This is a genomic window from Nocardioides humilatus (assembly GCF_008373755.1).
GTDB classification, from domain to species: Bacteria; Actinomycetota; Actinomycetes; order Propionibacteriales; family Nocardioidaceae; genus Nocardioides; species Nocardioides humilatus.
The window spans coordinates 846304-869554 of sequence record NZ_VUJV01000003.1 but is presented as its reverse complement, the minus strand read 5'-3'; the positions used below and the strand labels follow the sequence as shown (position 1 = coordinate 869554).

Here is a 23251-nt window from a genome sequence, read left to right as displayed (position 1 = left end):
CAGATGGTCAGGGGGTCGGTATGGATTCAGTACGAGACGAGGCAGCGGGCGGTGCGCTCGACGAAGCGTGGGTCGAGCTCGAGGCGGGCCTTGCGGCCTACTTGAGAAAAATGAAGGACCCGAGCGAGGGGGACCACCTCATCCTCGAGCTTGCCGATCATGACCGGCCCGGCCATGGCTGCCCGCCGTACGCGCAGTTCGCCGCGTTCGATGACGGCACGATGGTGCGGGCAGAGATCTCCGGCAACGCCTTCGTGCTGCCGCAGTACGCGCTCGACGAGACGGGCTGCGCTTTCCTCTGGGGCTCGGGCTGGCAGGGCAACGACGACGACGAGCCGAACTGGTACGCCGAGGTGGCGCTCGCCGATGTCGGCGACGTCGCGTGCCAGGTCGTGCGCGTCCTGCGGTCCCACTTCGGGATCGCACATCCGCAGCTCTTGACCTACAACGTCTGGGGACCGGCCGCCACCGAGGCGTCTGTCCTCGGAATCTGCGCAACGCGGGACGTTCCGATCGACGAGCCGCAGGCACCGAAGCGGAGGAAGGTCGGGCCGCGACCGAAGAAGAAGGGTCCGCGATTTGTGGAGCCGACCGACCGGGATGAGCTGTTCGAGGCTGTGAGCGAGGCACTCTCAGCCATCTGCGACGAGGCACCGGACGTCGACGACGACGGTGACTTCGTCCTCGAGCACATGGACCAGTTCGTGTGGGTCAGGGTCCGTCACGACTCGCCGACCGTCGAGATCCTGGCTCGCGTCGCCCACGACGTGCGCTCGCAGCGCAACACCGCTGTAGAGATCGGGATTCTCAACCGTGACCACCCATGGGTCCGATGGACGATGCGTGATCGAGCGATCTGGCAGCAGATCGCGGTGCCCGGGCTGCCTTTTGTGCCGCAGCACCTCGGCGAGCTGTTGGACGTTTTCCGTAGGGCCATGGCCAACACGAGGGACGACCTCGTACTCCGGACCCGAGCGAAGGTGGGATGACCGTGGAGCTGACGACCGCACAACGTGACCGCGCAGCCGGCGTACTGCTTGCCACCGCCGCTGGGGACGCGCTCGGCGTGCCCTATGAATTCGCCATGCCGCCCGCGCCCGGCGTCGAGGCCGCGATGACCGGGGGAGGCCTCGGGAACTTCGCGCCCGGCGAGTGGAGCGACGACACGTCGATGGCGGTCGCGATCTCCCGGGTGGCGGCCACCGGAGGCGACCTCACCACTGAAGCCGCGCTCGACCAGGTCGCCGAGGGTTTCCTGGAGTGGCACAGGAGCAACCCGCCCGACATCGGAATCCAGACCAGCGCGGTGTTGAGAGCCACGCGGACTCGACTGACGACGGGCGAGTCGGGGACCGCCCGAGTGATGGCTGAGGAGGCCGCGGCCCACGCCGCGGCCCGATCACACTCGGCCGGCAACGGCGCCCTGATGCGGACCGCGCCGGTTGCGCTCGCCCACCTCGACGACCGGAGCCAGCTCGCTGGGGCGGCGCGGCTCGTCGCTGAACTTACACACGGTGACCCGCTGGCCGGCGACTCCTGTGTGCTGTGGTGCGAGGCGATCCGGGTGGCCGTGCTTGAGGGGCGCTTCGAGATCGTTGCCGGGTTGGACCTCATCCCCGCCGAGCGTAGGGCTCAGTGGCAGGTCTGGCTCGGCGACGCCCTCGACGTCGAGACCAACCGCGCGGAGGTGGTGCCGGGTGCGCGGTTCCGGCCGAACGGGTTCACAGTTGTCGCACTGCAAGCCGCGGTCGCTGCAATTGTCACCACCGAGGTGCCCGAGCAGATGCCGTGCCGCCACCTCCAGTACGCGCTGCACAACGCGGTCCGGATCGGCGACGACACTGACACGGTCGCCGCGATCGCCGGGGGGCTGCTCGGCGCGCGCTGGGGAGCAAGCGCCGTACCGTGGCGCTGGCGCCGCGCGGTTCACGGATGGCCGGGCCTCGACGGCATCGACCTGGTCTCCCTCGCTGCGCTCACGATCGGCGGCGGCAAGCCCGACCCGAAGGGCTGGCCGACCGCCGACGTTGTCCCGTACAGCGAGCCGGCCTCGTCCAAGATCATCGCGCACCCGTACGACGACGGCGTGCTGCTCGGCACCCACGCGACGCGCAACCACGAGGTCGACGCGGTCGTCTCGATGTGCCGGGTCGGCCGCAACCAGGAGTGCTTCGCCGGCGCGACCGAGGTGCTCCACTCCCGCCTGATGGACAGCGAGGACCCCACCGCCAACGAGAACCTCGAGTTCACGCTGTACGACGCTGCCGACGCTGTCCGCGGGTTGCGTGCCGAGGGGAAGCGTGTGCTGCTGCACTGCGTCGCCGCTGAGCAGCGCACGCCGAGCGTGGCAGTTGCGTACGCGGTGCTGCTCGGACACCCCGTCGAGGACGCGCGGCGCGACGTGAAGGCCGCACTGGCATCGACGCGCGGTCGGGGTCGGGTGTGGGACGCGGTGTCGCTTCTCGCCGAATCGTCGGACAAGGGTGCTACAACCGCTTGAAAGCGGTCCGCTGATGGGAGGCGTCACATGGCACGAGCGCTGCTGCTGACTGGCTATGACGCGAAGCGTTGCGCCCGCCGGATCCACAACGAGTGGGACCCGGCGGTGGAAGTGGTCCCGTGGGAAGTGCCGGCCGAGCTGCAGATGCGGTTCGACGCCGGCATCGCCTTCGAGGAGTCCGTCTTCGCCGAACTGGTCGCTGAGCTCGGTCCGGACCGTTGCATCGACCTATCGGACGTGCGCGGCAAGGCCAACGCGGTCGCTCGGACCCTGGCAGCTATGGACGAGGGCATCGAGGTGATCCTCGGTGGCTGGCTCCCCGACGACATCGTCGGGGGGCGGACCGGCAAGCCGGACGTGCTGTTGCGGGTTGCTTCCGGTCGATACGTCCCTGGTGACGTCAAAGGCCACAAGGTGATGACCCGGCGAGCGAAGGGGACGCTGACGTACTCCACGTTCTCTGCTCCGGGCACTCAGCTGCAGGTCGACGGCCTCGCTGCCGTGACGACCGGACGGTTCGACGACCACCTCCAGCTCGCGCACTACTGGCGAATGCTGGAGGCCATCGGCCGTGCTCCTGACGGTCCTGCGGTCGGCTTCATCATCGGCCGGGACAACGTCCCGAACCTTGCTCTGAGCGGACGCGTCCTGACGTGGCTTGACCTCGAGGTGCCACTTTTCGAGACCTACTCCCGGACGCAGGGCAAGGCCAAGCGGTCGGCGCTCGAGCGGTACGACCATGAGCAGGGATTCCGACTCAAGGTCGCAACGACGGCAGCGCAGGGTGAGGCGGCTCTGGTCGAGCCCGTCTTCACCGACGAGTGCGACTCGTGCCCGTGGTACGACCACTGCCGCGGCCTCGTCGGCGACGACCTGGCGAGCGCGCACATCACCGCCGGGCGTCTGAGCGTTCGCGAATGGACCGCGCTCGCCTCCGCCGGAGTGAAAGACGTTGCTGACCTGGCCGACCTCGACGTCGATGACCAGGCCTTCCGTGCGTCATACCTTCCTGAGGTCACGCACCTCAAGGACCCGCTAGGCCGCCTCCGCGACGCCGTACGACGAGCCCGCATGATCCGCGACGGGATCATTCTCGAGCGCACCACGACCGGACCGATCGTCGTTCCACGCGCCGATGTCGAGATCGACTTCGACATCGAGTGGGACCCCGACGACCGCGTCTACCTGTGGGGCGCGCTCGTCCACCGTGCCGGTGCCGAGCCGGTCTATCACCCCGTGGTCTCCTGGTCGGAACTCGACGCCGACGGCTGCGTGGCCCACGCCGAGGCGTTCGCCGTCTGGCTGCGCGACCAAATCGCTGCCGCCGACACGGCGGGGGAGTCGCTCCTCGTCTACCACTACTCCCACCCCGAGCCGAGTTACCTCAAGCGGCTTCTCGGGGAGGACGCAGTCGCCGACCTTCTTGACCGTTTTGTCGACCTACTCGCTCTTGTCCGGGAGCACTACTTCGGCGTCCGCGGGCTTGGGATCAAGCAGGTGGCGCCGGCGTTCGGGTTCGAGTGGCGCGACGACGAAGCTGGTGGCCTCCAGTCACAGTTGTGGCTGATCGAGGCGCGGGCAGCCGAGGACGAGGTCGTGCGCGACGCTGGCCGGGCGAGAATCCTCCGATACAACGAGGACGACGTACGGGCAACCGCGGCGCTTCGCATCGGAATGAGTGGCAAGACCCAAGATGATGGCGAGTGACCACCGTCTGCGCCGCGGAATGATCGGGGGAGTGGGATGACCCTTCCCGAACGACTCCCAGATGGCCACATTCGAATCCCGCGTCGCGCTGAGACCGACGGCATCATCGGAGACGGCTCTGAGATCGTCGGCCCCGACGATCCTCGTTTCCATGTCTGGGACGACTTCCTCAAGCGCGACCCGAGCGACTCCAGGCATTCCACGGAACTGAGAAGTGCAGAACGCCCGCTGACGGATCCGCCGCAACCGTGAGGTGCGGCCGCGCGACGCATCCGCGAGGAGCCGGTTCTGTCGGGGGTTCGCGGCAAGATGCGGCTATTGGCTGGCCGTGTCTTTGTGCGGTTCGCCCGAACCTTCCGTCATCGTCAGGAGAGCAGGAGCAACTTCTTTGAACAAGGTCCTTTACATCGACATGGACAACACCCTGGTTGACTTCACGGCGCGGCTCGACGGGATCCATCCCTCGATCCTCGAGAAGTACGAAGAGCAGGGGGCCGACGAGATCCCCGGGATCTTCGCGCTCATGCCGCCGGTTGCCGGCGCGGTCGAGGCGTTCCAGGAGCTGTCGACACTGTTCGACACCTACATCCTCTCGACGGCGCCGTGGAAGAACCCCTCGGCGTGGCAGCACAAGGTCGAATGGGTGCACCTTCACCTGGGCATCGACGCGGACTCGCCGGCATACAAGCGGCTGATCCTGTCGCACCACAAGCACTTGAACCGGGGCGACTTCCTCATCGACGACCGGCCCGCGCACAACGGCGCTGACAGGTTCGACGGCGAGGTCATCGCTTTCGGGTCCGCCGAGTTCCCTGACTGGCCGACGGTCGTCGAGTACCTCCGGGGGCAAGCGTGATCGGGACGACGATGGTCGGCTGCCGTGCATCCGAACGAGGAGGCGACCGATGCTGAGGGAGGTCCATCTCATGGAACTGATCCTTAGTTGCCAGGAGGCATTCAGGGACCAGCACTCGAAGGATCAGGGCAGCGAAGGTCGGCTCGCTTGGTTCGTTGCCGTTGCGCAGGCGTTCGGTCTTCAAGTCGTTGCCGACATTCCCAAACCCAGGGTGGAGATGGTGCAGTTGGCACGGCCGGGCCCGCAGGTGGATGACGACGGGCTGAGGTTTTTTCTTGGCGAATGTATCGCCGCCTACCAGTCGATGGTGAGCCCTTTCAGCGGTATGAAAGAGGGCACCGAGAGCATGGTCGCGTTGTACCAGCGGGTCGGGCCGCGCCTCGCCGCTGCCGAGGCATCGAAAGACTTCGGCGCGTTCGAGCAGGCCCTCGACGAGCTCACTATGGCCACGGCGGCGCTGCTGTGGCACCTCCCGGAGAACGCGACGGTCGAGGTCGACTTCCTTGGGCCCCGAATCGAGATTCCGGACACCTTCTTCTGATCCTCAAAGCGCCCTAGGCATAGCCTCGACGACGTAGGCGTCGTGGTCGGAGAGCCTGCCAGATCTGACGCGTGCGACAGCGTGGATGTGCCACGCCTGCGGCACCGCGACATGGTCGATCGAACAGTCGTCGTCGGCCTGACTTAATGATTGCTCGGTCGCGACCGTCAGGAGGAGTCGATCGACGGCTGATTGCACCCGCGCTCGGCTGGACTTCGACTCCGCATAGCCGCCTGGAGCGAACGAGGTGTTCCAATCACCACCCCAGATCGTCGGCCCGGCGGCGACGACCGCATCAACGGCGTACTCCGTCTTCCCCTGCCCGCTTCTGACGTAGGGATACCAGTCGGCGCAGCCGCGCCACGGAAGCACCGTGGCGCATACCCGAACACCCGCGACGAGCGCGAGCGCAGAGGTCGGATGGGGATCGGGCAGCGGATCGAGCGCGGGTGCGTAGACCGCGGACCATGATTGTCCCGGCGCCATGCGCTCACGTGTGTGGTGTGCGGCCATGCCAGGAATCTCAAGAGCCGGGGGCACTTCGGTCAGCAAGAGCACGTCACATGCGAGGCCGCTCAGGAAGCGAGTGTGGCCCTCTGTCCCGCGGGCATCGAGGTTCCACGTTCCTATTCGCAACGTGTTCGCGGGAACGTCCTTCACTCGCGCTCGGCATAGGTCAGGTAGCGCTGGGTGAAGCGGCTTCGCCAGTCCTCGTGGCCATGGACCGAGGAGACGACGTCCTCGATCGAGCAGAACCGCAGGGTGGTCGGATCGGTCAGCTCGCCGGCAACGGTCGCAGCGACATCCTGCGCGGGCTGGTCGGCTGCGCACGCCACGATGGCGCCGAAGCCCTCGTGGTACTCACCGGACGACAGGACGACCTGAGCAAGGAGCTGGTTGTACCAAAACTGGCGCAACTTGGGCCGGTCGAGCCGCTCGATCGCACCGGACTTCCACAGGCCGGATCGCGTCGCCGTCATGTACTTCTCATCGGCCGGTGTGCGTTGTGCCGCCGCCAGATCCTCGGCGTACTTGACCTCGATGCCCACGAAGCCGCGCTTGCCAGCCTCCGTCTCGTAGGAGACGAAGGCGTCGAATGCTGAGCGTCCGATCGCGCCCTTCGGCGGCGCCCATTCCAGCAGCACTTCGTGGACAGTCATCGCCAATGGCTGGAGGGTCCGGACCCACGGCAGCAGCGACTCAGGGTGGGCGCTCAGGAAGCCGAAGAGGTTGAAGCAGAGCGGCTGGGACGACAGGAGGTTGCGTCGGAGCCGCTCCTCTTGGATCAGGCCCGGCCGCTTCTCGTTCTGGATGGCTGCGATCGCTGCCTCCGCGGCGTCGACCGCTTCCTTCCACATCAGGTTCGGCGAGAGCCCGACATCGGCAGGAAGCATTGACGAGACCAAGCGGTCATGACCGATCCTGGGGCCAGCGGGGATGCCGAGCACCGTGTCCCGCCACCACGCCTGCTGTCGTCGCAGCCGGGCTTGCCACTTGTTGTCCGCCGCCTCAGCCCACGCCGGGTCGTTCCAGGGCAGCGAGGGATCGGTGACGCTCATAGAGAGATTTGTAGCGCACGTGTCCGACAGAATGTGGGCGAACGTCTGGGGAGGAGAAGGCATTGGTGCGCACGATCCCGCAGGAGCCGCGATTCATCACCGCCTCGGAGGAGGAGGTCTGGGCGCTGCTCCGCGACACCCTCCCGGACGACGCGATCTTGCTAGCGAACATCAGGTTGACCGACGAGGCGAAGGACCACGAGGTCGACGTCCTCGTCCTGTTGCCCGACGTCGGCTGCCTGGTGCTGGAGGTGAAGGGCGGCAGTGTGTGGGCGGCGCCCGACGACGACGGGCAGGTCCACTGGTGGTCGCAGTACGGCCAGGAGAAGCGGCGCATCCATCCCGTCGACCAGGCCAGAGACGCGAAGCATTCGCTGCGCCACTACGTCGAGAACGACCCGCGGTGGGGGAGCCGAGGTCGGATCGTATGGGCGCACGGCGTGGTGACGCCGTACTCGACCTTCGGCAATGACTTCGTCATCCCCGACCTGCCCCGCTGGGCGCTGCACGACCGCGACGACCAGGCCACCCTCAGCGACCGCGCCACCCAGAACACCTGGGGTCTCGGCCACGGGTCGCGCCCGCCGACCTACGACGATGTGGAACTGATCGCGGAGATCCTCGGCGGCCGGCACCACACGTCGTACGACGTCAACGCCGAGGCCGACGACCGTGCCGCGACGGCCGACCGACTCACCCAGGAGCAGGCCACGATCCTGAAGGTCACACGGCTGCTCAATCGGGTCGAGGTCCGCGGCGGTGCGGGTAGTGGCAAGACCGTGCTCGCTCTTCAGCAGGCGAAGGAGCTCAGTCGAGGGCTGGCTGATCGCAAGGCGCAGCGGGTTGCGCTGCTCTGCTACTCGATCGGCCTCGCCGAACACTTCAAGCGGGTCGTCGCGACCTGGCGGCGGCAGGAGCGGCCGGCGTTCGTCGGGACCTTCGAGGAGCTCGGCCTGTTGTGGGGCGCGCCGAGTGGGACCAGGGAGGACAGCGCCTTTTGGGAGGAGCAGCTCCCGGCAATCATGAGCGACCTTGCCGCGGAGCTCCCCGACCGCAAACGCTTTGACTCGTTCGTTGTCGACGAGGCGCAGGATTTCGCCGACAACTGGTGGCTGCCCCTTCTCCGATCGCTCCGGTCGGAGGACGACGGTGGGCTTTATGTGTACTCCGACGAGCACCAGCGCGTGTTCAATCGCTTCGGACGCCCGCCCGTACAGCTCGTGCCGCTCGTGCTCGACCACTGCCTGCGCAATACCAAGCAGGTCTTCGAGGCGTTCGGCTCGATGGCGCCCAGCCGGATGTACGCCCGCGGCGGTGACGGACCCGCCGTCACCTTCGTGGCGTGTGAGACCTCAGAAGCGGTGGAGGTCGCCGATGGCCAGGTCGAGCGGCTGATGGACGAGGGCTGGCGAGACGGGTCGATCGCGCTCATCACGACCGGCAACCGGCACCCGGTCCAGGTCGACCTGACCGAGGGGCTCGGACACGCGCGGTACTGGGATGGCTACTTCGCGCAGGAAGACGTCTTCTTCGGTCACGTCCTCGGGTGCAAGGGCCTCGAGCGCCCAGCCGTCGTGCTGTGCCTCAACGAAGACGGCACGCGGGACCGTGCCCGCGAGCGGTTGTACGTCGGCATGTCGCGGGCGACGGACCGACTGGTCGTGGTGGGTGACCCTGACGTCGTGCGACTGGTGGGTGGGGCTGAGGTCGCCCGGCGCCTCGGAGTCTGACGGCGTTGCATCGCGGCGAGGCATCCAGTCGGTTGAGCCGGATGCGCCCGCTGGTCAGTCGCAGTTCGCGCACTCGCCCGTGAGCGACATCTGCTGGAAGCACCGCGTGCAGACATCACCCGTAGCCTGCGGAGGTTTTCCGCCGCCGCTGCCCGCCCGTGACGTCCTGTACACGTGGCCGCCGTGAGAACCGAGGTAAACGCTGCCCGGTCGGGAGCGGCCACCGCCGTAGTAGATCGTGCCCGGCGAGACGGAGAACAGGACCTCCTCGGCGGCGTTCAAAACGTTGACTCCGCGGTTGTAGCCGGCCTCGTAGTACTGGAACGCCATCCCCCCGAAGGTGTCGATGTCTTCGGCGATCACGCCGCGGTCGCGCGAGTCCCAGAGCGGGTTGAACTTCAAAAGCTGGGCGCGCGTCAAGGCGTCGCCGGTCCTCAAATCCTTCACAAGACGATCGTTTCAGGAGCATCCGACAGAACCACCTGGGCCGTCAGATCTGTCGGACCCAGGCGGAACAATCACCCCGTGACGGACACGCGATTCACCACGGTTTGCGACGACTCCGAGCAGCTTCTCGCGATAGTCGACATCGAGGGCATAGGCGATATCGAGACCCTCCTGATGTTCCTCTTCGGCCGGCCGATCGGCGTCGCAGAGGGTTGGTGCGTCGAGGGTGGCCCGGAGTCGTTGGAGGTCACGATTGACGGCAATGTCGAGGGAGTCTGCTTCGGCATCGACTTCCCGATGAGCCTGGTCCAACTGGTGCGCTCGTGCGCGGAGGATGTGTCCGACCTCGGTCCCTTTCGGAGAGACGACGTGTCCGGGGACGAGGAGACTGACGTGGCGTCCCTGAGCGACGACGAGCTGATCACTGCGCTCCAGCAGAGTCTCGGGAAGGTCCGCATCTTCAACATGCTGAACGCGGCGGACTGAGCGTGCTCCATCGCCCAATTGATGTGTCGGACCCTCCTGTGACGCTGCGGTCATGGCACAGATCGACCCGAACAAGATCCCCGTGACCCCCGCTGAGCCCGAGAAGCTCGCGCCGTACGACGGCCCCGCGCTCGTCTACGGGTACGACCCGTTCATGCGAACGCTCGTGGTGGTGCGCCGCGCATGGGCGGACCAGGTCGCGGCCGACTTAGCGCGGTGGCAAGCCGCCTCGACATACGGAGAGGCGCGTCGACTCGCTACGGAAGGAACGGTTCTGGACCCGCCGTTCCACCTCGACGATCTCGACGAGGCCGACGACGAGCCTTTCGATGTCAAAGAGCTCGGCAATGTGCAGGACGGTGACTGGCCGCCCATGGCTGCCTCGATGTCCCGCGAGCACCTGCCGGCTGACTGGGGTCTCGGGGTCGTGAGGGACACCGCGCTCAATGGTGAATTCCTCGAGGTCGCCGAGATCGAGGAAGCGCGCCTGCTCGCGTGTGCGGAGGCAACGGGCGCCACCCTCACGCGAGACGACGAGTTGATTCGCCGGATTGGCCCGTCCTGAGGGGTGAAGGCGATCGCGGCTCGGCCGAATTTTCGGGATAAGAGGGCCAATGGCACGGAGTTCCTCGCGAGCCGAGTGAGGGAGCATTGAACGTCGGCGAGGTCAGCGCAGAATGAAGTGTCGGACGCCCGTGCCATCCTGCCTTCGGCTGCGAGAGGGCAGCCGGAAGACAAGTACATCTGGGGGTCGCACCTCGATGGAGAGGTGGAAACCCAATGCATGAAAAAGTCACGCAGTTCGTCCAGCAGCTGTTCGAGAACCCGCCCGCGGACCTGGCTGAATTCCTGGCTGCCCACGGCGGGCGCCGGGAGGACTACGTCTACGAGTTCGACCTGGACGACCTTTCCGACCCGCGGCACGCCCGCCGGGTTGCTGACGCGCAGAAGGTACTTCCCGAGCTGATCCGCCGAGCGCAGGAGGGGAAGACCATGACCTTCACGGAGTTCGTGGAGTTCGTTGGACGCGGCAACCCGCGGACCACCGGCGGCAAGGCGATCAATCCGATCGTTGCTCTGTGTCTCTCGGAAGACCTGCCTCCACTGTGGACGCTGGTGGTGAGTGCCACGACCGGCCTCGGATCGGGCTACTGGCGTGAGCACACCGACGAGCAGAAGATCGAACGCCAGGAGAAGTGCTTCGCGCACTACAACGTCCGCCGCTCCGGCCCCCGGCCAGGCGCCAGGACGGCGCGACGCCAGCCCGCCGCGGTCATCCGCGACACGTGCGGTGACTGCTTCACGGAGCGGTCCGCGTCAGGCGACTGTCTCTGCTGAAGCGGCTGCACCCACCTGTGGGGGCGCCTGTCGCTGGATGTTCGGAAGCGCTAGGAATGAGAGAACTGCATGACCAACAACGTTGACCCCGCTGCCGAGGCGAAGGCAAGCAACCCTCTCGCCGAAGAGCTGACGGCTGCGATCCCTGAGGGCCTTCGAGGTCTCTCGGGAACAGCGCTCTACACCGGGCGCGCAGCGTGGACCGGTTCGCGTCCCGTCTACGTCCTTGGCGACAACCCCGGGGGCGAGCCAGGTCCCGACACGGTCGCCGGGAACCTCGCCGAGCTTCTGTTCGACAGGCCTGCCGACTACTCGGAGTACCGAGACGGTCAGTGGATGGTAGGCCGTCATCTCCACCCTCGGGGCCAGGCTCCCATGCAGCGCCGAGTGCTCCATCTCTTTGACGTCCTCGGGCTGGATCCGGGCGCGGTTCCCGTTTCGAACATCGTCTACGTTCGCAGCCCCCAAGCGAGCCATCTCGACCCTGACGAAGCGAACCGCTGGGCGGAGGAGTGCTGGCCGCTCCACGCGAAGATGATCGAGCGTCTCGGCGTCAAGGTCGTGGTCTGCTTCGGGGCGCGCCCTGCCGGGTTCGTGCGGTCGAAGGTTGGCGCGCACACCCTCGCCGACACGTTCCGCGAGACCTACGCGAACCGCTCCTGGGCTTCGTGCACCTACACCGGCCCAGGTCCGAGCGTCGTCCAGCTCACTCACCCAGGTCGCGCCGACTGGACCAACCCGAACGCGGACCCGACCGGGCTCGTTGTGAGGGCACTCGGAAACTGCTCCAGCTGACAGGGGATTGCCGTGGGTGGGCGACCGGACTTTGGGGAGCTGCGCACCGTCGGTCTGGTGGCCAGGTCGTCGACATTGAAGGGTCCGCCAGGTGCTCGGCCGCGACATCCGGTCACCCACGCCGTACGAAGCGGAGCTGGCGACGCCTCGTTGCCGCGGCCGCGGAGGACGTACGAGCCGCTGCGACCCGGCAGCTTTGTGTCGGACCTCCAGGGGACCGTGAGCATCGGTCGAACTGCTCGGGAGGCACAGGTGTTTGATGATCTGACGAAACCGGACGCGGCATACATCGTCGGTCTGCTGCAGACCGACGGTCACCACCATGGTGACGTCGAAGGCAAGGGCAAGGTATGCCTCGAGTTGGCGGCTCGAGATGCCCACGTGCTCGAGGAGATCCGTGTGCGTTTGCCTTGCTACGGATCGGTTCGTTTTCGCACGCGAACGACGAACTTTCGCTCCGAGTACCGATCGGCGACCCTCAGCTTTTTCGACCAGGCCACCCGGAAGGAGTTGGCCGCTGCCGGCGTTCCGCCTGGACGCAAATCCGATTCGATCCGTCCGCCCTCGCGAACATTCGTCGCGGCTGACTATTTCCGAGGACTGCTCGACGGAGACGGTTCGGTCGGGTTCACGGCTCGAGGCATGCCGTTCATCAGCATGGTCACTGCTAGTCCGGCAATCGCTGAATATGTCAGCGCGGTGATTCTGGAGGTGACTGGGGTTCGACGAAACAGCAAGCCGAATGCACGCGACGGCGTTCACAACGTGATGGTGGCCAATGTTGCCGCTGCGCGGCTCGCGGCGTGGGCATGGCACGAACCGCATGTCATCGGCATCAGGCGCAAGCGTGAGGCCGCGCTCAAGGTGGGCGCGTGGTGCCCGGAGCCGGCTAGGGCTGCCAGATACGGCGTCACTCGCCGTGCCTGGACAGACGCAGAGGACGAGGTCGTACTCAACGAGCCCGTGGACCTGGCAGCCGAGGCCCTCGGTCGCACTGTCAAGAGTGTCGCTATGCGTCGCTGGCGACTTAGCGGGGACGAGATCTAGGTTCGGCGCATCTGAATTCGGCAGGGGCCATGCTCGCGGCAGAGAGTTGTCCGACGTGGTTTGTCCTCGGGTCTCATGCAAAGGCGAGTTTGCCGCGGTCAGGTCAGCTGCCGTGCCGATTGCTCCCGTCGGCGAGGTGCAGTGTGTACGACCACGTCTCGGCCGGGTGGTCGGATCTCTGGTCACTGGACGGCCACCACGCAGCGAACCGGTTGCCGGCGACCGAGGCCTCGATGTCGAGACCGGTGGAGGTGTGCACGGGTGACGCCAGTTGCGTCCCTGACAAAGCCTTGGGTCCAGGTGATCCACCCCTTGTCAGTGGTGCCTTCCATGCTCGCGGTCTCGTCGATGCGATCGGGGACACGGCCGGCGGGCGATGCCGCTGCGATCTGTCGGTCCCAGTCGCTACAGTCCCCGCGAACCGAAGGAGCACCACATGAGCACCACCCGCGACGACGCGAACGAGGTCTACGACGCCTGTGCGTCGATTCCCGCAGGCATGGTCATCACGTACGGCGACCTTGCTGCACTGGTCGGCCGCCCCACGACCCACGCTAGGACGGTGGCGACCATCCTGGGTCACAGGCCCAACGCTGGCACCAGCCTGGACCCGCTTCCGTGGTGGCGCGTCGTGCGGTCGGACGGCTCGCTGCTCGACGCCGACCAGATAACGGGGCCGCGCGAGCAGTGGGTCAACTTCGCCCGCGGCAAACTTGCGGAAGAAGGCGTGCCTTTCGCCAACGATGGCCGCGTTGACATGGACAGGGCGACGCGGATGCCGATTCCCGAGGGTATCGAGCGCAAGCCCCGCGCCAATCAGTACCGCGAGCCCGAGCCGTGCTGGAAGCACGACACCGTTCAATACTCCTGCCGCGACTGCGTGACGACTCGCTAGGCATCAACGGTCGGTGTGGCGGACGAACCACTGACCCCAGTCCGGTCCGCGATCCGTCTCATCCTGGACGTCCCGGATCAACCGCGCCAGGCCTGACTAGGGGAGGTAACGCCGGGCGCCGGCGTACTCGCTGGCGAGCGGTGGGAACGAAGTCGGGTCGATCTTGACCCTCGTCCCGGTTCCCTGGGCCTGGATCATCTGGTTGTGGCCGAGGTACATGGTCACGTGGTGCACGGGGGAGCCGTAGAAGAGCAGGTCGCCGGCTCGGCGCGGGTGCGGTCTCCGTCCGTGCTTCGACTGGGGGAGGGCGTCGCGGGGGATGCGGATGCCGTGCAGGCGGTAGTCGATCCAGGTGAGGCCGGAGCAGTCCAAGCCGAAGCCGGACAGGCCGCCCCAGAGGTAGGGGAGTCCGAGAAAGGACTTCGCGGTGGCAACGATCCCGGCTCGGCTGGGCTTCAACGCCGGCGTGCCCCACGGATGGAGGACCACGCTGCCCTGCAGGATGCGGCGAGTGGCGCCCAGTGGCGTGACGACCTGGACGTAGCGGCCGATCCGGCCCATGACGTGCAGGCGGGTGCCGATGCTGATCGGCATCACGTGGGTGGCGGCGGTTTCGTCGGTGCGGAGCCATGCGGTACGCCGGATGACGGTCGCCTCCTCGTCGGTGACCGGCGGGCGTTGAGTGGTCAGCTGGTTGCGGGGCACCCAGCCCGGATAGCCGCGCCGGTGCTTCTGGCTGGGCTGCGACGGCACGACGACCTTCGCCCAGTGCGGCCGCAGCTGCAGCACGACCACGCGGTCGCCGAGCAGCGCCTCGGTCGGGGTCAGGTAATAGAGGCCGCGGCGCTGGCTGAGCGACAAGGCGTGCAGCCACTGGGTGAAACGGACCGGCTGGGCGAGCGCCGGTCGGTCGACCGGCCGCGGGGAGCCGGGAGACAACCACAGCCGGGCCACCGACACCGAGACCCAGGCGTTGTGGCCGGGCGCGAGGCGCGGGGCGGCGTACGACGGCCTTGTCTCCACATCCTTGGCGCTGGCTGGCGGAGCGAGGCTGGTGAGGAGGAGCACGGTGAGGGCTGCGGTTAGGAGCCGGGGTTTCGAGGCTCGCTTCGCTCGCACCTCAACCACCGGGACGGCTCGCTTCGCTCGAACCTCAACCACCGGCAGGGCTCGCATGGCTCACTGTCACACGGTTTCTCGGGACCCGTCGCATCAATCGCGCAGACCGCAGCGCCGCCATTGCTCTGCCAACACGGCTGGCACATGATGGCGGGATCGATCCCATGATCAGGCGATCGCGTCGAGAGGCCACGACCATGGGCGATCTGGGCATCCTCAAGCGCCGCCCGTCCGGCTGGACGCCGGCGCGGGTCTACGGGCTCCAGCATCGGACGCGCGAGCGCAACCCCAACGACGAGAAGACGGCCGTCGAGCTCGAGGTCGAGTGGGAGGTCCACGTCGAGGGTGGCGAGCCGTACCGCTTCGTCGATGCGCGGCGGGCTCCGGTCTGGGTCGATGGGCGGCATGTCGGTGCGGGCAAAAAGTGGTACTCCGTGCGGCCGCGGCGCACCTACGGGCTGATGCCGGCGGTCGGGATCCCGTGCTTCGTCGATCCCAAGGACCCGCACGGACTTTGGATCGACTGGGACACCGGCTACGAACTGCACGTGCCGGCTTGGGAGGCGCACACGGCCGGAGCGCCCGATCGCCGGGTCGAGGCGAAGGAGGAACGGCGTCACGAGAATGAGGCTGTCGTCGCCCGCGCCGAGGCGATGCCGCAGCCGCCCGACGTCTCTGCCCTGCGCGACGTCCAGCGCATCTATGCGCTCGGCGTCACCGCGCCGGCCACCGTGACCTCAGCGGCCGATACGGGGCGGGCGGTCAGCGGGGTGCCGGTGTGGCGGTTCGAGGTCGAGCTCGATGGCGGCCGCCGGGTTGCCTTCGACCAGGCCGTGCCGCCGCAGTCGTTGAAGCGCTACCCGGTGGGTGCCGCGATCACCGTTTACCTCGACCCTGAGGACGACGACGGGGTCGCGCTGGGGTGAGGGTGCCGGGGTTTCGAGGCTCGCTTCGCTCGCACCTCAACCACCGGCGCGTGGGTCAGTAGCAGCTGTCGCAGACGCCGGTGGGGAGGAGTGCCATGTTGCACTTCGGGCACACCTTGGCCGGCGCGGGGTTGAGCTTGGCGTGGCGGGCGGTGGAGGCGGCCAGGCGGGGGGCGAGGGCGGCGCGGCCGCCATCGGGGGGGAGGCCCTCGGCGTTGGCCCACTGGTAGCACTGCAGCCGGGACTGGGCGGCGTGCTTCTCGCGCTGCATCACATCGGGGATCAGGTCGGCGCCGATCGCGGTGAGCACGACGTCGTACGTCTCACCGACCATGCCGGTGTCCTTCCGGACCACGAGCGCGGTCAGGGGCGGGATGCCTTCGGTGACGCAGCGGTCCGCGACGAGCTCGAGGGTGCTGCCGATCCAGCTCCGGACAGGCCGCGTGGTGGTGACGCCGCTGAGGGCCTGGATCTCGTCGCCGAGCTGGCTGTACTCAACGACAGCGTGATAGTTGCCGGCGACGCCGCCGAGGATCTTGTAGGCAGCTTCGGCCCAGACTTCGCGGTCGGTCATTGGTGCAGTCGTCCTTCGGTAGTGCTCCGAGGGCCGCATGGGGCGGCGTCAGAGACTCGAGGTCGTGCAGCGACCGGACTCAGTCCGAGCGGGACACCCCTCCAGTGTGCTCCTATCTGCCCGAGCCTGCCGCATCGCCGACTTTGCCCAGCGTTAACTCGGGGGCGTGAAGGGCGTCGTGCCGCACGTGAAGAAGTAGACGTGCTGGTCGATCGGCGCCGGCACCGTGACCGTGGCAGGCCCCGAATACTGCTCGCCGGTCTCCGGGCGCTCCCAGCAGCCGGGCGGGAAGACCACTCCCGGGTCGTGGCGCCCTTGGTGACCATGGGAGCGACGAGGACGTCGGGCCCGAGCAGGTATTCCTGGTCGAGCTGGTCCACGCCCGGCAGGTCCGGGTAGGCCAGCCAGAGCGGGCGAGTGATCGGCATGCCGGTGCTCTTCGCCTCCCGCCACAGGCTGAGGATGTAGGGCTCCGCGGCGCGGTGGAGCAGGAGGGACGCGCGGTGGATCTGCGCGGCCTCGGCGTCCCAGCTCCACGGGAACTTCTGCCCGAGCACCGGCCCGCCGTGCACGCGGTTGCCGGGCGTGAGGGCGGCGTACCACGACCAGCGCAGGAAGAGCTCGCGCGTGGTCGAGCCGGAGAGGAGGTCCATGTAGCCGCCGGTGTCGCAGTGGAAGCCGTAGGCACCGCCGATCGCCCGGTTGAGCATGTCGGTGGTCAGGGCGCCGATGCCCGTCATACGACTCCAGCTCGACTCGTAGTCGCCGCACCAGTTGGCGGACTCGTAGGCCGCTGACCCCGGCCGCCCCGAGTAGCCCGAGCGCACGTAGAACATCGGCGTGGTCCGCTCCGGGTGCTGCTGGTGCCACTCGTTGACGATCTGCCGGGTCGTCTTGTGGAAGAGGATCGGGTAGCGGTTGTGCATCGACTGCCCGGTCGAGCCGTCCGCGAAGTGCATGTTCCACATCGTCTGCTCGCCGAAGTCCTGCATGAACCCGTCAGCCCCCGCGTCGAGCACCGCGCGCACCCGGTCGCGCCACCACGCCACGGTCGCCGGGTTGGTGAAGTCGAGCTGCACCGCGCGCTTGAGGGGGGCGAGGGTGTCGGAGAAGACGTACGGCGAACCGTTTGGCGCGCGTGGCGCCGTACCCCTCCGCCTTCGCGGTCGCGAACGCCGCGTCGTCCTCGAGACCCTGGCCGTCGTTGCCGGCCCAGGCGCGGAAGTAGACGATCGGGTGCATGCCGTGGCTCTTGATCAGGGCGATGATGTCGTCGAGCTTGCCGATGCGCTGGAGCAGCCACCACGCCTCGAAGCTGAACGCCTGGTAGGGCAGGTCGAGCTCGTCGATCTTCGCGATGGAGGCGCGGATCTCGGCCTCGTAGTCCTCCGGCGACTTGCCCGTCGTACCGCCGCTGAGGGTCTGGGCGAAGATCGGCGCCACCTGCCAGCGCGGCGGTACCGGCGTGCGGCCGGTGATGGCGGTCAGGGTGCGGATCGCCTCCGGCGCGGCGCCGGGCGCGACGGTGAACCGTAGCCCGGGCGAGTTGCTCTGCACCTGCCACGCGTCGTCGCGGTCCGACCGCATCCGCCAGCGGGAGAGCTCGCTCTGCTCGAGGAAGAAGCCGTAGGGACGGGAGGAGACGAACTGGGCCTGCTGGTACCAACCGGTCTGCGGCTGTCCGCCCAGCACCGGTACGTCGAAGATCGTCTGCTCGATCCAGTTGAAGAAGCTCTCGCCGGCCTGGTCGATCGCGTTGCGGCGGCCGCCGAACCCGTGGAACGCCTCGTCTTCTCCGGAGGTGAAGCCCGCTCCGACGAACGCGATCCCGGTTGCGGGCCGGAACTGCACCCGGGTGCGTACGGCGTCGCCCTTGTCGGGCCGCACCTCAACGATCGCCCTCCGGCCCGTCGGGTCGTCGGTCGCGACGGTCAGGCGCACCCCGCCGTCGTCGAGGCGGGTCGAGGCGAGGACGTCGGTCAGGGAGTAGGTCATGCCGGCCGACAGGTTGAGGAACGGGTTGGCGGTCACGCTGGGGAACTGCGGCTCCTGGATCATCACGACATTGCCCGTGGTGAACGTGATCGGTGCGTATCGCGACGGCACGACATCGGTGTCGCCGAGGGTGCCCAGCAGGTCGGAGAGGTGAAGCGACAGGGTGGGCCCGCCCTCGCCCGGGACGGAGTCCAGCACCTCGTTGCCGCTCGCGTCGCGGAAGGCGAGGCCGAAGGGGGCGGTGGTGATCTCTGCGCTGGCGCCGCCGGCGTCGACCACGAGGCTCGCGGGGAGCGCGGCCTGGGTCGTTGTGGCGGCGGCGGTCGTCGTTGGCGCGCTGATCAGCGATGTCGCCAGGAGGGAGCCGGCGGCTGCTGCGGCGGCGAGGGCGATGCTTCGGTGGAACACGTTTCAGTCAACGACTGCGTGCGGCTGTTGTCACACTGGCGAGGCCCCTACTTCGGCAGGATCTTGTTCCCGGTGCGGACGGCGTTGCGCTTGATCCGGTCCGACATCCGCCCGAGAGAAGCCGTGACGGCGTTCTGCGCTCGGGGTGGTTCGAGGGTGACGGCGTCGCCGATCTGAAGCGTGCCGGGAGTGGCGATGTCGGCGTACACACCGAAGCAGCGCTCGCCGTGACCGGACACCGTCTTCATCACCTGGGGATCGCCCGGCACGCCGGCCTGCTCCCGCAGCGGGATCGTGCAGCGGATCGTCGGGATCTCGACGGGGATGCTCACGGCGCCGGAGCGCAGGGTGCCGCCGATCCACTCCTGCTCGGCCAGCCCGTCGAGAGGGCTGTCGATGACGATGTTGGGGCGGAAGCGTCGTACGTCGAAGTCGCCGCCCAGCGCCGCCATCGTCCGCAGGCTCGAGGTGGTCACGATGTGCAGGGCGTAGGCGTCGGCGAAGATCCCGATCGGGGTCGCGTAGATCGAGAGCCGCGCCAGCATGCTGAGCGGGAACATCGAGAAGTCCGGCAGCGGCTCGTCATCCGCGACGCCGAACTGTTGGCGGATGTCCTTCTTCGAGGTGAGTACGCCGCGGTAGGCGGCCTTGTCGTGGAGCGGCGGGAGCGGTACGAGCGCGACCCGCTTGCCGACGAGCTCGCTGAGGCGCGCGTCCATCGTTGCGGGGTCGGTGCTCGTCACCTCGGTGCCGTCGGGGAAGGTGACGATGACATCGGCGACATCACCCGGGCCGACGCCCGCCGGTGGCTCTGCAATGAAGCGGGCCGTGCACCCGAGCAGCGCGGGCAGCCGGCGTGCGGTCGTGACCGCGTGGAGCTCCAGGTCGCGGACCGCCCACATGCGATCCGCGTGCAGAGCCCGGCGATCCAGGACCGACGACGTCACCTGTTCGCCGCCCATCGACTTGACCGGATAGCGCCACAGCTCTGCCACGGTGCCGACGTTCACAGGGTCCTCACGTCTTGCGACGCTAGTCCGTCGGGTCGCGGACCGAAAGGGGCGTACAGTCACAAGACGGGGCCATTCAGGCTTCCTCTCAGAGAGACTCGCCATGAGCGACAAGTCGCCGCGTCAGAACATGTCCAAGAAGGCCGGGAAATCTATCAAGGAGAAACGCGCGGAGAAGCGCGCCAAGGGCTCGGTGGAGTCGACGTTCTCTGACCAGATCCACCCGACGAAGAAGAAATGACGCTTCTGGGGCTAGGCGTCGTCGGTTCCTCGGCGAAGGAAAACGAGCACCGCCTGCCCCTTCACCCCGAGCACATCCCGCACCTGGACGCTGATCTGCAGGCGCGGATCACTCTGGAGCACGGGTACGGCGCAAAGTTCGGCGCCAGCGACGCTTCACTGGCACCGCACGTGGCTGGCTTTGCCACGCGTGAAGAGATCCTGGCTGACTCCGATGTCGTACTGCTGCCCAAGCCGCAGCTGGCCGACGTCAAAGAGATGGGACAGGGGCGGGTGCTCTGGGGGTGGCCGCACTGCGTCCAAGATGCTGAGCTCACCCAGGTTGCGATCGATCGGGGCCTGACCCTGATCGCGTTCGAGGCGATGAACCACTGGACCCGCGACGGTGCGGTGGGGCTGCACGTCTTCCACAAGAACAACGAGCTCGCCGGCTACTGCTCCGTGCTGCACGCGATGGAGCTGGCGGGCCTCTCGGGCAACTACGGCCGTCGGTTGAGTGCGGTGGTGATCGGGTTCGGCGCGACTGCGCGCGGTGCTGTCACCGCACTCAACGCGCACGGCGTGCACGAGGTCGCGGTCCTGACCAACCGTGCCGTCGCGGCGGTGGGCGCACCGATCCACTCGGTGCGGATCCGTCAGTTCGAGCACGACCCCGGCGATGGCATGCCCAGCCACGTGATCACCGAGCGCGGGCGGGAGCCGTTGCCGGCGTACCTCGCTGAGAACGACCTCGTCATCAACTGCACGCTGCAGGACCCCAACGACCCGCTGATCTACCTTGTCGAGGACGACCTCAAGGGCTTCCGGCCCGGCAGCGTCATCGTCGACGTGTCGTGCGACCTCGGCATGGGTTTCAGCTGGGCGAGGCCGACCAGCTTCGAAGAGCCAGCGTTTCTGGTGGGCGACAACGTCCTCTACTACGGCGTCGACCACAGCCCGTCGTACCTCTGGAGCTCGGCCACGTGGGAGAACAGCAACGCGCTCCTGCCCTTCCTTCGGCCGGTCCTCGAGGGCGGCGCCTCGTGGGACGCGGACGAGACGCTGACCCGCGCGATTGAGATCCGCGACGGGCGGGTGGTGAACCCCGCGATCCTGGAATTCCAGGGACGGGAGTCGGAGCCGCCGTACCGGATTGCGTGAGGTTTGCTCAGCAGTAGCCGAGCATCTCCCGAAGGGCGTTGACCTCGCTCGGGTCGACGGTGAGGTCGTAGCGGTACTTCGTGCGGATCCACCGCCGCGCGTAGGCGCACTGGTAGTCCTTGCGCGGGCGCCACGCGGCCGGGTCGCCGTCGCCCTTGCTGGCGTTGGTCGGGCCGTCGACGGCGAGGAGTTCCGACAGGTCGTTCGCGTATTTGCGGCGCTCGTCGTCGGACCAGGTGTCCGCGCCTGATGCCCAGGCCTCGGCCAGCGGCACGACGTGGTCGATCTGGATCGCCTGAGCCTGGGACAGGTTCTTGAGGTCGTCGAAGGTCAGCGTCTTGCCGGTGTAGGGGTCGATCCAGGTGCCGGCGAGCACGTCGTGGTCGCACCCGTCCTGCTGCGCCACGGTGGTCGAGCCGGGGACTGCGTCCCGCAGGAGTACGTCGTCGCGCTGGTTGCAGCCGTTGCCGTCGGTGTCGGACCAGGGACTGCCGAAGGCGTCGCGGTCGTAGTCGTCAGGCTGGCGGCGCTCGGTGACGCGCAGCTTGGACAGGAGTTTCGCGGGCTTGGCGGGCGGGGGAGCGGGCGACGCCGTCGGCGACGGGTCAGGCTCCTTCGTTTGGCCCTCGACCGAGAGGGTGTTGATCGAGCAGGCCGACGCGCTGAAGACCGTTGCCACGACGATCAGCAACGGAAGGCGCACGAAGCGGATCATGCCCTGAGTGGTGACGTTCTGCTGGCAAGTGGCGAGTCAGCATCACTGGAGTTCTCTTGTGTCCAGAGCGAATAGCCGAAGGTGCTCGTTCCGGCCTCCGATGTCTTCCAGCCGCGTAGAGACGAACCTGTCGTCGGCGCATTTCAGTGCTGTCGCACTCTGCGACTTGTCGTCGGGAAAGTCGAGTGCCCTCTGGAAGGTCGGCGACTTCAGGTCCCACATGAACGGAGTGGTGGCCTCGTTCACCGCGTCCGTCCAGAAGAGCCGCCCGCCGCATACGACCTCCGAGTCGGTGTAGATCCGGCCCAATGCGTAGGTGTGCCCCTCCAGCCAGGCGAATCCGTCAGCATTCATGATGTCGCCCATGTTGGGGTCGGTGACGTCCCACGCGACTCCGCCTGGGAGAGGGACAGCGTTCCAGGCATCGCAGTCTGAGCGTGATGCGATCTCCCGCTCCGCGGTGCGGTCGTGGCGGCCCTGGAGGTTGATGATCATGATCGATTTGCAGCGACGCTCGAACGAGCGAGGTTTCGACAGCACGCTGAAGACGACCGTGTCGCCATCCAACGCGAGATCGCCGATGATCAGCCCAGGGGCTACGCATTCGAGCGTCCGAGCCTCGTCGGCGACGAGGTCTGTCACTCCCACGCACATGTGATCGTCCGGGACCCCGGACGCCCACGCAATGCGGTCGCCGAAGAACGCCAACTCTGGCCCGAGGTAGCGGCGGTTCGTGTTGCTCATGTCCAGGTGGGTGACCTCGCCTCCCTCGATCTTGAAAGCATCGAGCGAGATCTGGTCTTCCGCGAGGTTGCTGTATTCAGCCAGGACGTAATGGGCACTAATCCAGGTCTCTTGGATCATCCACTCCGGCTTGGCTTCTTGGACGAGGACGTTGACACCAAGGCGATCCTCCACTCGGAGTACATCGCCGTCGGGGGAGTGCTGGTGGATCACGGTCAGGGATTCGGATGCCAGGCCGAATCCTGCCGCAGGGTCGTTGCGCGCCCAGTCGTGGACGAGGCGCCACTCCGGCCCGCTGCCAATTCCTTCTGTGATGACGGTCGGGTCGCTGGAGCCGTCGGCGTCTGTCGATGACGTTGAGATCGCCCGACTCGGGTGGGCGCCGGACTCGCCATCTGACCTCGGTGCTTCTTCGCAGGCCGCCAGCAGCAATGCCGCGGCGAGGGCTAGCAGTGCCGCTGGCCGGCGCTTCACAGGCC

At 67.4% G+C, this 23251-nt stretch carries 26 protein-coding genes; 15 read left to right on the top strand and 11 right to left on the bottom strand.

Annotated features, from left to right (window positions below; genetic code table 11):
* Window positions 1–20: 20 nt before the first annotated feature.
* The 5 genes from F0U44_RS12165 to F0U44_RS12145 all read left to right on the top strand — a co-directional run bounded on the left by F0U44_RS12165 (window position 21) and on the right by F0U44_RS12145 (window position 5604).
* The gene (locus F0U44_RS12165) at window positions 21–989 is read left to right on the top strand and encodes a TY-Chap domain-containing protein (protein ID WP_149728534.1); all 969 of its coding nucleotides are present in this window, start codon (window positions 21–23) and stop codon (window positions 987–989) included.
* A gap of 2 nt (window positions 990–991) precedes the next feature.
* Complete coding sequence (locus F0U44_RS12160; RefSeq protein WP_246160435.1) at window positions 992–2500, top strand: ADP-ribosylglycohydrolase family protein; 1509 nt, start codon at window positions 992–994, stop codon at window positions 2498–2500.
* A gap of 27 nt (window positions 2501–2527) precedes the next feature.
* Window positions 2528–4207 carry a TM0106 family RecB-like putative nuclease gene (locus F0U44_RS12155; RefSeq protein WP_149728532.1) on the top strand — a complete coding sequence of 560 codons (1680 nt, stop codon included), beginning with the start codon at window positions 2528–2530 and terminating at the stop codon, window positions 4205–4207.
* A gap of 388 nt (window positions 4208–4595) precedes the next feature.
* Window positions 4596–5063, top strand: coding sequence for a 5' nucleotidase, NT5C type (locus F0U44_RS12150; protein ID WP_223163658.1), 468 nt, complete (start codon window positions 4596–4598; stop codon window positions 5061–5063).
* Window positions 5064–5112: 49 nt separating this feature from the next.
* A complete protein-coding gene (locus F0U44_RS12145) occupies window positions 5113–5604 on the top strand; it encodes a hypothetical protein (RefSeq protein ID WP_149728531.1) in 492 nt (163 codons plus the stop codon).
* 3 nt (window positions 5605–5607) lie between these two features.
* Here the strand turns inward: F0U44_RS12145 and F0U44_RS12140 are convergent, their stop codons facing one another.
* Both F0U44_RS12140 and F0U44_RS12135 read right to left on the bottom strand, forming a co-directional pair.
* The gene (locus F0U44_RS12140) at window positions 5608–6117 is read right to left on the bottom strand and encodes an endonuclease/exonuclease/phosphatase family protein (protein WP_149728530.1); all 510 of its coding nucleotides are present in this window, start codon (window positions 6115–6117) and stop codon (window positions 5608–5610) included.
* A 143-nt stretch (window positions 6118–6260) separates the two neighbouring features.
* On the bottom strand, window positions 6261–7163 hold the full coding sequence (locus tag F0U44_RS12135; protein ID WP_149728529.1) for a PGN_0703 family putative restriction endonuclease: 903 nt from the start codon (window positions 7161–7163) through the stop codon (window positions 6261–6263).
* Window positions 7164–7228: 65 nt separating this feature from the next.
* Between F0U44_RS12135 and F0U44_RS12130 the strand changes: the two genes are divergently transcribed.
* A complete protein-coding gene (locus tag F0U44_RS12130; RefSeq protein ID WP_246160433.1) occupies window positions 7229–8893 on the top strand; it encodes a nuclease-related domain-containing DEAD/DEAH box helicase in 1665 nt (554 codons plus the stop codon).
* A 54-nt stretch (window positions 8894–8947) separates the two neighbouring features.
* On the opposite strand, the gene F0U44_RS12125 is transcribed toward F0U44_RS12130, so the two are convergent.
* A complete protein-coding gene (locus F0U44_RS12125; RefSeq protein ID WP_149728527.1) occupies window positions 8948–9340 on the bottom strand; it encodes a hypothetical protein in 393 nt (130 codons plus the stop codon).
* A 78-nt stretch (window positions 9341–9418) separates the two neighbouring features.
* On the opposite strand from F0U44_RS12125, the gene F0U44_RS12120 reads away from it, so the two are divergent.
* The 5 genes from F0U44_RS12120 to F0U44_RS12100 all read left to right on the top strand — a co-directional run bounded on the left by F0U44_RS12120 (window position 9419) and on the right by F0U44_RS12100 (window position 13006).
* Window positions 9419–9826: a hypothetical protein gene (locus F0U44_RS12120; RefSeq protein ID WP_149728526.1), complete on the top strand. Its 408-nt coding sequence runs from the start codon at window positions 9419–9421 to the stop codon at window positions 9824–9826.
* Between the two features lie 52 nt (window positions 9827–9878).
* Window positions 9879–10391, top strand: coding sequence for a hypothetical protein (locus F0U44_RS12115; protein ID WP_149728525.1), 513 nt, complete (start codon window positions 9879–9881; stop codon window positions 10389–10391).
* Between the two features lie 215 nt (window positions 10392–10606).
* Window positions 10607–11164: a hypothetical protein gene (locus F0U44_RS12110; RefSeq protein ID WP_149728524.1), complete on the top strand. Its 558-nt coding sequence runs from the start codon at window positions 10607–10609 to the stop codon at window positions 11162–11164.
* A gap of 69 nt (window positions 11165–11233) precedes the next feature.
* Complete coding sequence (locus tag F0U44_RS12105) at window positions 11234–11959, top strand: hypothetical protein (protein WP_149728523.1); 726 nt, start codon at window positions 11234–11236, stop codon at window positions 11957–11959.
* A gap of 219 nt (window positions 11960–12178) precedes the next feature.
* Window positions 12179–13006 carry an LAGLIDADG family homing endonuclease gene (locus F0U44_RS12100; protein ID WP_188113453.1) on the top strand — a complete coding sequence of 276 codons (828 nt, stop codon included), beginning with the start codon at window positions 12179–12181 and terminating at the stop codon, window positions 13004–13006.
* Between the two features lie 103 nt (window positions 13007–13109).
* Here F0U44_RS12100 and F0U44_RS23015 read toward each other — a convergent pair whose 3' ends face one another.
* The gene (locus tag F0U44_RS23015) at window positions 13110–13265 is read right to left on the bottom strand and encodes a hypothetical protein (protein WP_188113452.1); all 156 of its coding nucleotides are present in this window, start codon (window positions 13263–13265) and stop codon (window positions 13110–13112) included.
* A 177-nt stretch (window positions 13266–13442) separates the two neighbouring features.
* Between F0U44_RS23015 and F0U44_RS12095 the strand changes: the two genes are divergently transcribed.
* Window positions 13443–13901, top strand: a complete 459-nt coding sequence (locus F0U44_RS12095) for an MGMT family protein (RefSeq protein ID WP_149728521.1) — start codon at window positions 13443–13445, stop codon at window positions 13899–13901.
* A 96-nt stretch (window positions 13902–13997) separates the two neighbouring features.
* Here F0U44_RS12095 and F0U44_RS12090 read toward each other — a convergent pair whose 3' ends face one another.
* On the bottom strand, window positions 13998–15029 hold the full coding sequence (locus F0U44_RS12090) for a C40 family peptidase (RefSeq protein ID WP_188113451.1): 1032 nt from the start codon (window positions 15027–15029) through the stop codon (window positions 13998–14000).
* A gap of 188 nt (window positions 15030–15217) precedes the next feature.
* Here F0U44_RS12090 and F0U44_RS12085 point away from each other — a divergent pair, with 188 nt between their 5' ends.
* Window positions 15218–15946, top strand: coding sequence for a hypothetical protein (locus F0U44_RS12085; protein ID WP_188113450.1), 729 nt, complete (start codon window positions 15218–15220; stop codon window positions 15944–15946).
* A 55-nt stretch (window positions 15947–16001) separates the two neighbouring features.
* Here the strand turns inward: F0U44_RS12085 and F0U44_RS12080 are convergent, their stop codons facing one another.
* The 4 genes from F0U44_RS12080 to F0U44_RS12065 are packed head-to-tail and all read right to left on the bottom strand — an operon-like array spanning window position 16002 to window position 19933.
* Window positions 16002–16520 (bottom strand): hypothetical protein, encoded by a 519-nt coding sequence (locus tag F0U44_RS12080; RefSeq protein ID WP_149728518.1) that lies wholly within the window; start codon window positions 16518–16520, stop codon window positions 16002–16004.
* A complete protein-coding gene (locus F0U44_RS12075; protein WP_149728517.1) occupies window positions 16517–17599 on the bottom strand; it encodes a TIM-barrel domain-containing protein in 1083 nt (360 codons plus the stop codon). The genes F0U44_RS12080 and F0U44_RS12075 overlap by 4 nt, the downstream gene beginning before the upstream one ends.
* Complete coding sequence (locus tag F0U44_RS12070) at window positions 17520–18923, bottom strand: hypothetical protein (protein ID WP_149728516.1); 1404 nt, start codon at window positions 18921–18923, stop codon at window positions 17520–17522. The genes F0U44_RS12075 and F0U44_RS12070 overlap by 80 nt, the downstream gene beginning before the upstream one ends.
* Before the next feature lie 47 nt (window positions 18924–18970).
* Window positions 18971–19933 carry an MOSC domain-containing protein gene (locus F0U44_RS12065; protein ID WP_188113449.1) on the bottom strand — a complete coding sequence of 321 codons (963 nt, stop codon included), beginning with the start codon at window positions 19931–19933 and terminating at the stop codon, window positions 18971–18973.
* 103 nt (window positions 19934–20036) lie between these two features.
* On the opposite strand from F0U44_RS12065, the gene F0U44_RS23010 reads away from it, so the two are divergent.
* The gene (locus tag F0U44_RS23010; RefSeq protein WP_188113448.1) at window positions 20037–20174 is read left to right on the top strand and encodes a hypothetical protein; all 138 of its coding nucleotides are present in this window, start codon (window positions 20037–20039) and stop codon (window positions 20172–20174) included.
* Entirely contained in the window at window positions 20171–21313 is a 1143-nt protein-coding gene (locus tag F0U44_RS12060) for a N(5)-(carboxyethyl)ornithine synthase (protein ID WP_149728514.1), read from the top strand. Before F0U44_RS23010 ends, F0U44_RS12060 begins: the two co-directional genes overlap by 4 nt.
* A 7-nt stretch (window positions 21314–21320) precedes the next feature.
* Here the strand turns inward: F0U44_RS12060 and F0U44_RS12055 are convergent, their stop codons facing one another.
* Entirely contained in the window at window positions 21321–22016 is a 696-nt protein-coding gene (locus F0U44_RS12055; RefSeq protein WP_188113447.1) for an HNH endonuclease family protein, read from the bottom strand.
* Window positions 22017–22070: 54 nt separating this feature from the next.
* A complete protein-coding gene (locus F0U44_RS12050) occupies window positions 22071–23246 on the bottom strand; it encodes a hypothetical protein (protein ID WP_149728512.1) in 1176 nt (391 codons plus the stop codon).
* Between the last annotated feature and the right edge of the window lie 5 nt (window positions 23247–23251).

Bases quoted from the DNA above. Each gene is read 5' to 3' on its own strand.
- F0U44_RS12085 (WP_188113450.1), top strand. From the start codon at position 15,218: ATGGGCGATCTGGGCATCCTCAAGCGCCGCCCGTCCGGCTGGACGCCG.
- F0U44_RS23010 (WP_188113448.1), top strand. From the start codon at position 20,037: ATGAGCGACAAGTCGCCGCGTCAGAACATGTCCAAGAAGGCCGGGAAA.
- F0U44_RS12060 (WP_149728514.1), top strand. From the start codon at position 20,171: ATGACGCTTCTGGGGCTAGGCGTCGTCGGTTCCTCGGCGAAGGAAAAC.
- F0U44_RS12095 (WP_149728521.1), top strand. From the start codon at position 13,443: ATGAGCACCACCCGCGACGACGCGAACGAGGTCTACGACGCCTGTGCG.
- F0U44_RS12135 (WP_149728529.1), bottom strand. From the start codon at position 7,163: ATGAGCGTCACCGATCCCTCGCTGCCCTGGAACGACCCGGCGTGGGCT.
- F0U44_RS12110 (WP_149728524.1), top strand. From the start codon at position 10,607: ATGCATGAAAAAGTCACGCAGTTCGTCCAGCAGCTGTTCGAGAACCCG.
- F0U44_RS12155 (WP_149728532.1), top strand. From the start codon at position 2,528: ATGGCACGAGCGCTGCTGCTGACTGGCTATGACGCGAAGCGTTGCGCC.
- F0U44_RS12105 (WP_149728523.1), top strand. From the start codon at position 11,234: ATGACCAACAACGTTGACCCCGCTGCCGAGGCGAAGGCAAGCAACCCT.
- F0U44_RS12080 (WP_149728518.1), bottom strand. From the start codon at position 16,520: ATGACCGACCGCGAAGTCTGGGCCGAAGCTGCCTACAAGATCCTCGGC.
- F0U44_RS12140 (WP_149728530.1), bottom strand. From the start codon at position 6,117: ATGGCCGCACACCACACACGTGAGCGCATGGCGCCGGGACAATCATGG.
- F0U44_RS12165 (WP_149728534.1), top strand. From the start codon at position 21: ATGGATTCAGTACGAGACGAGGCAGCGGGCGGTGCGCTCGACGAAGCG.
- F0U44_RS12145 (WP_149728531.1), top strand. From the start codon at position 5,113: ATGCTGAGGGAGGTCCATCTCATGGAACTGATCCTTAGTTGCCAGGAG.
- F0U44_RS12115 (WP_149728525.1), top strand. From the start codon at position 9,879: ATGGCACAGATCGACCCGAACAAGATCCCCGTGACCCCCGCTGAGCCC.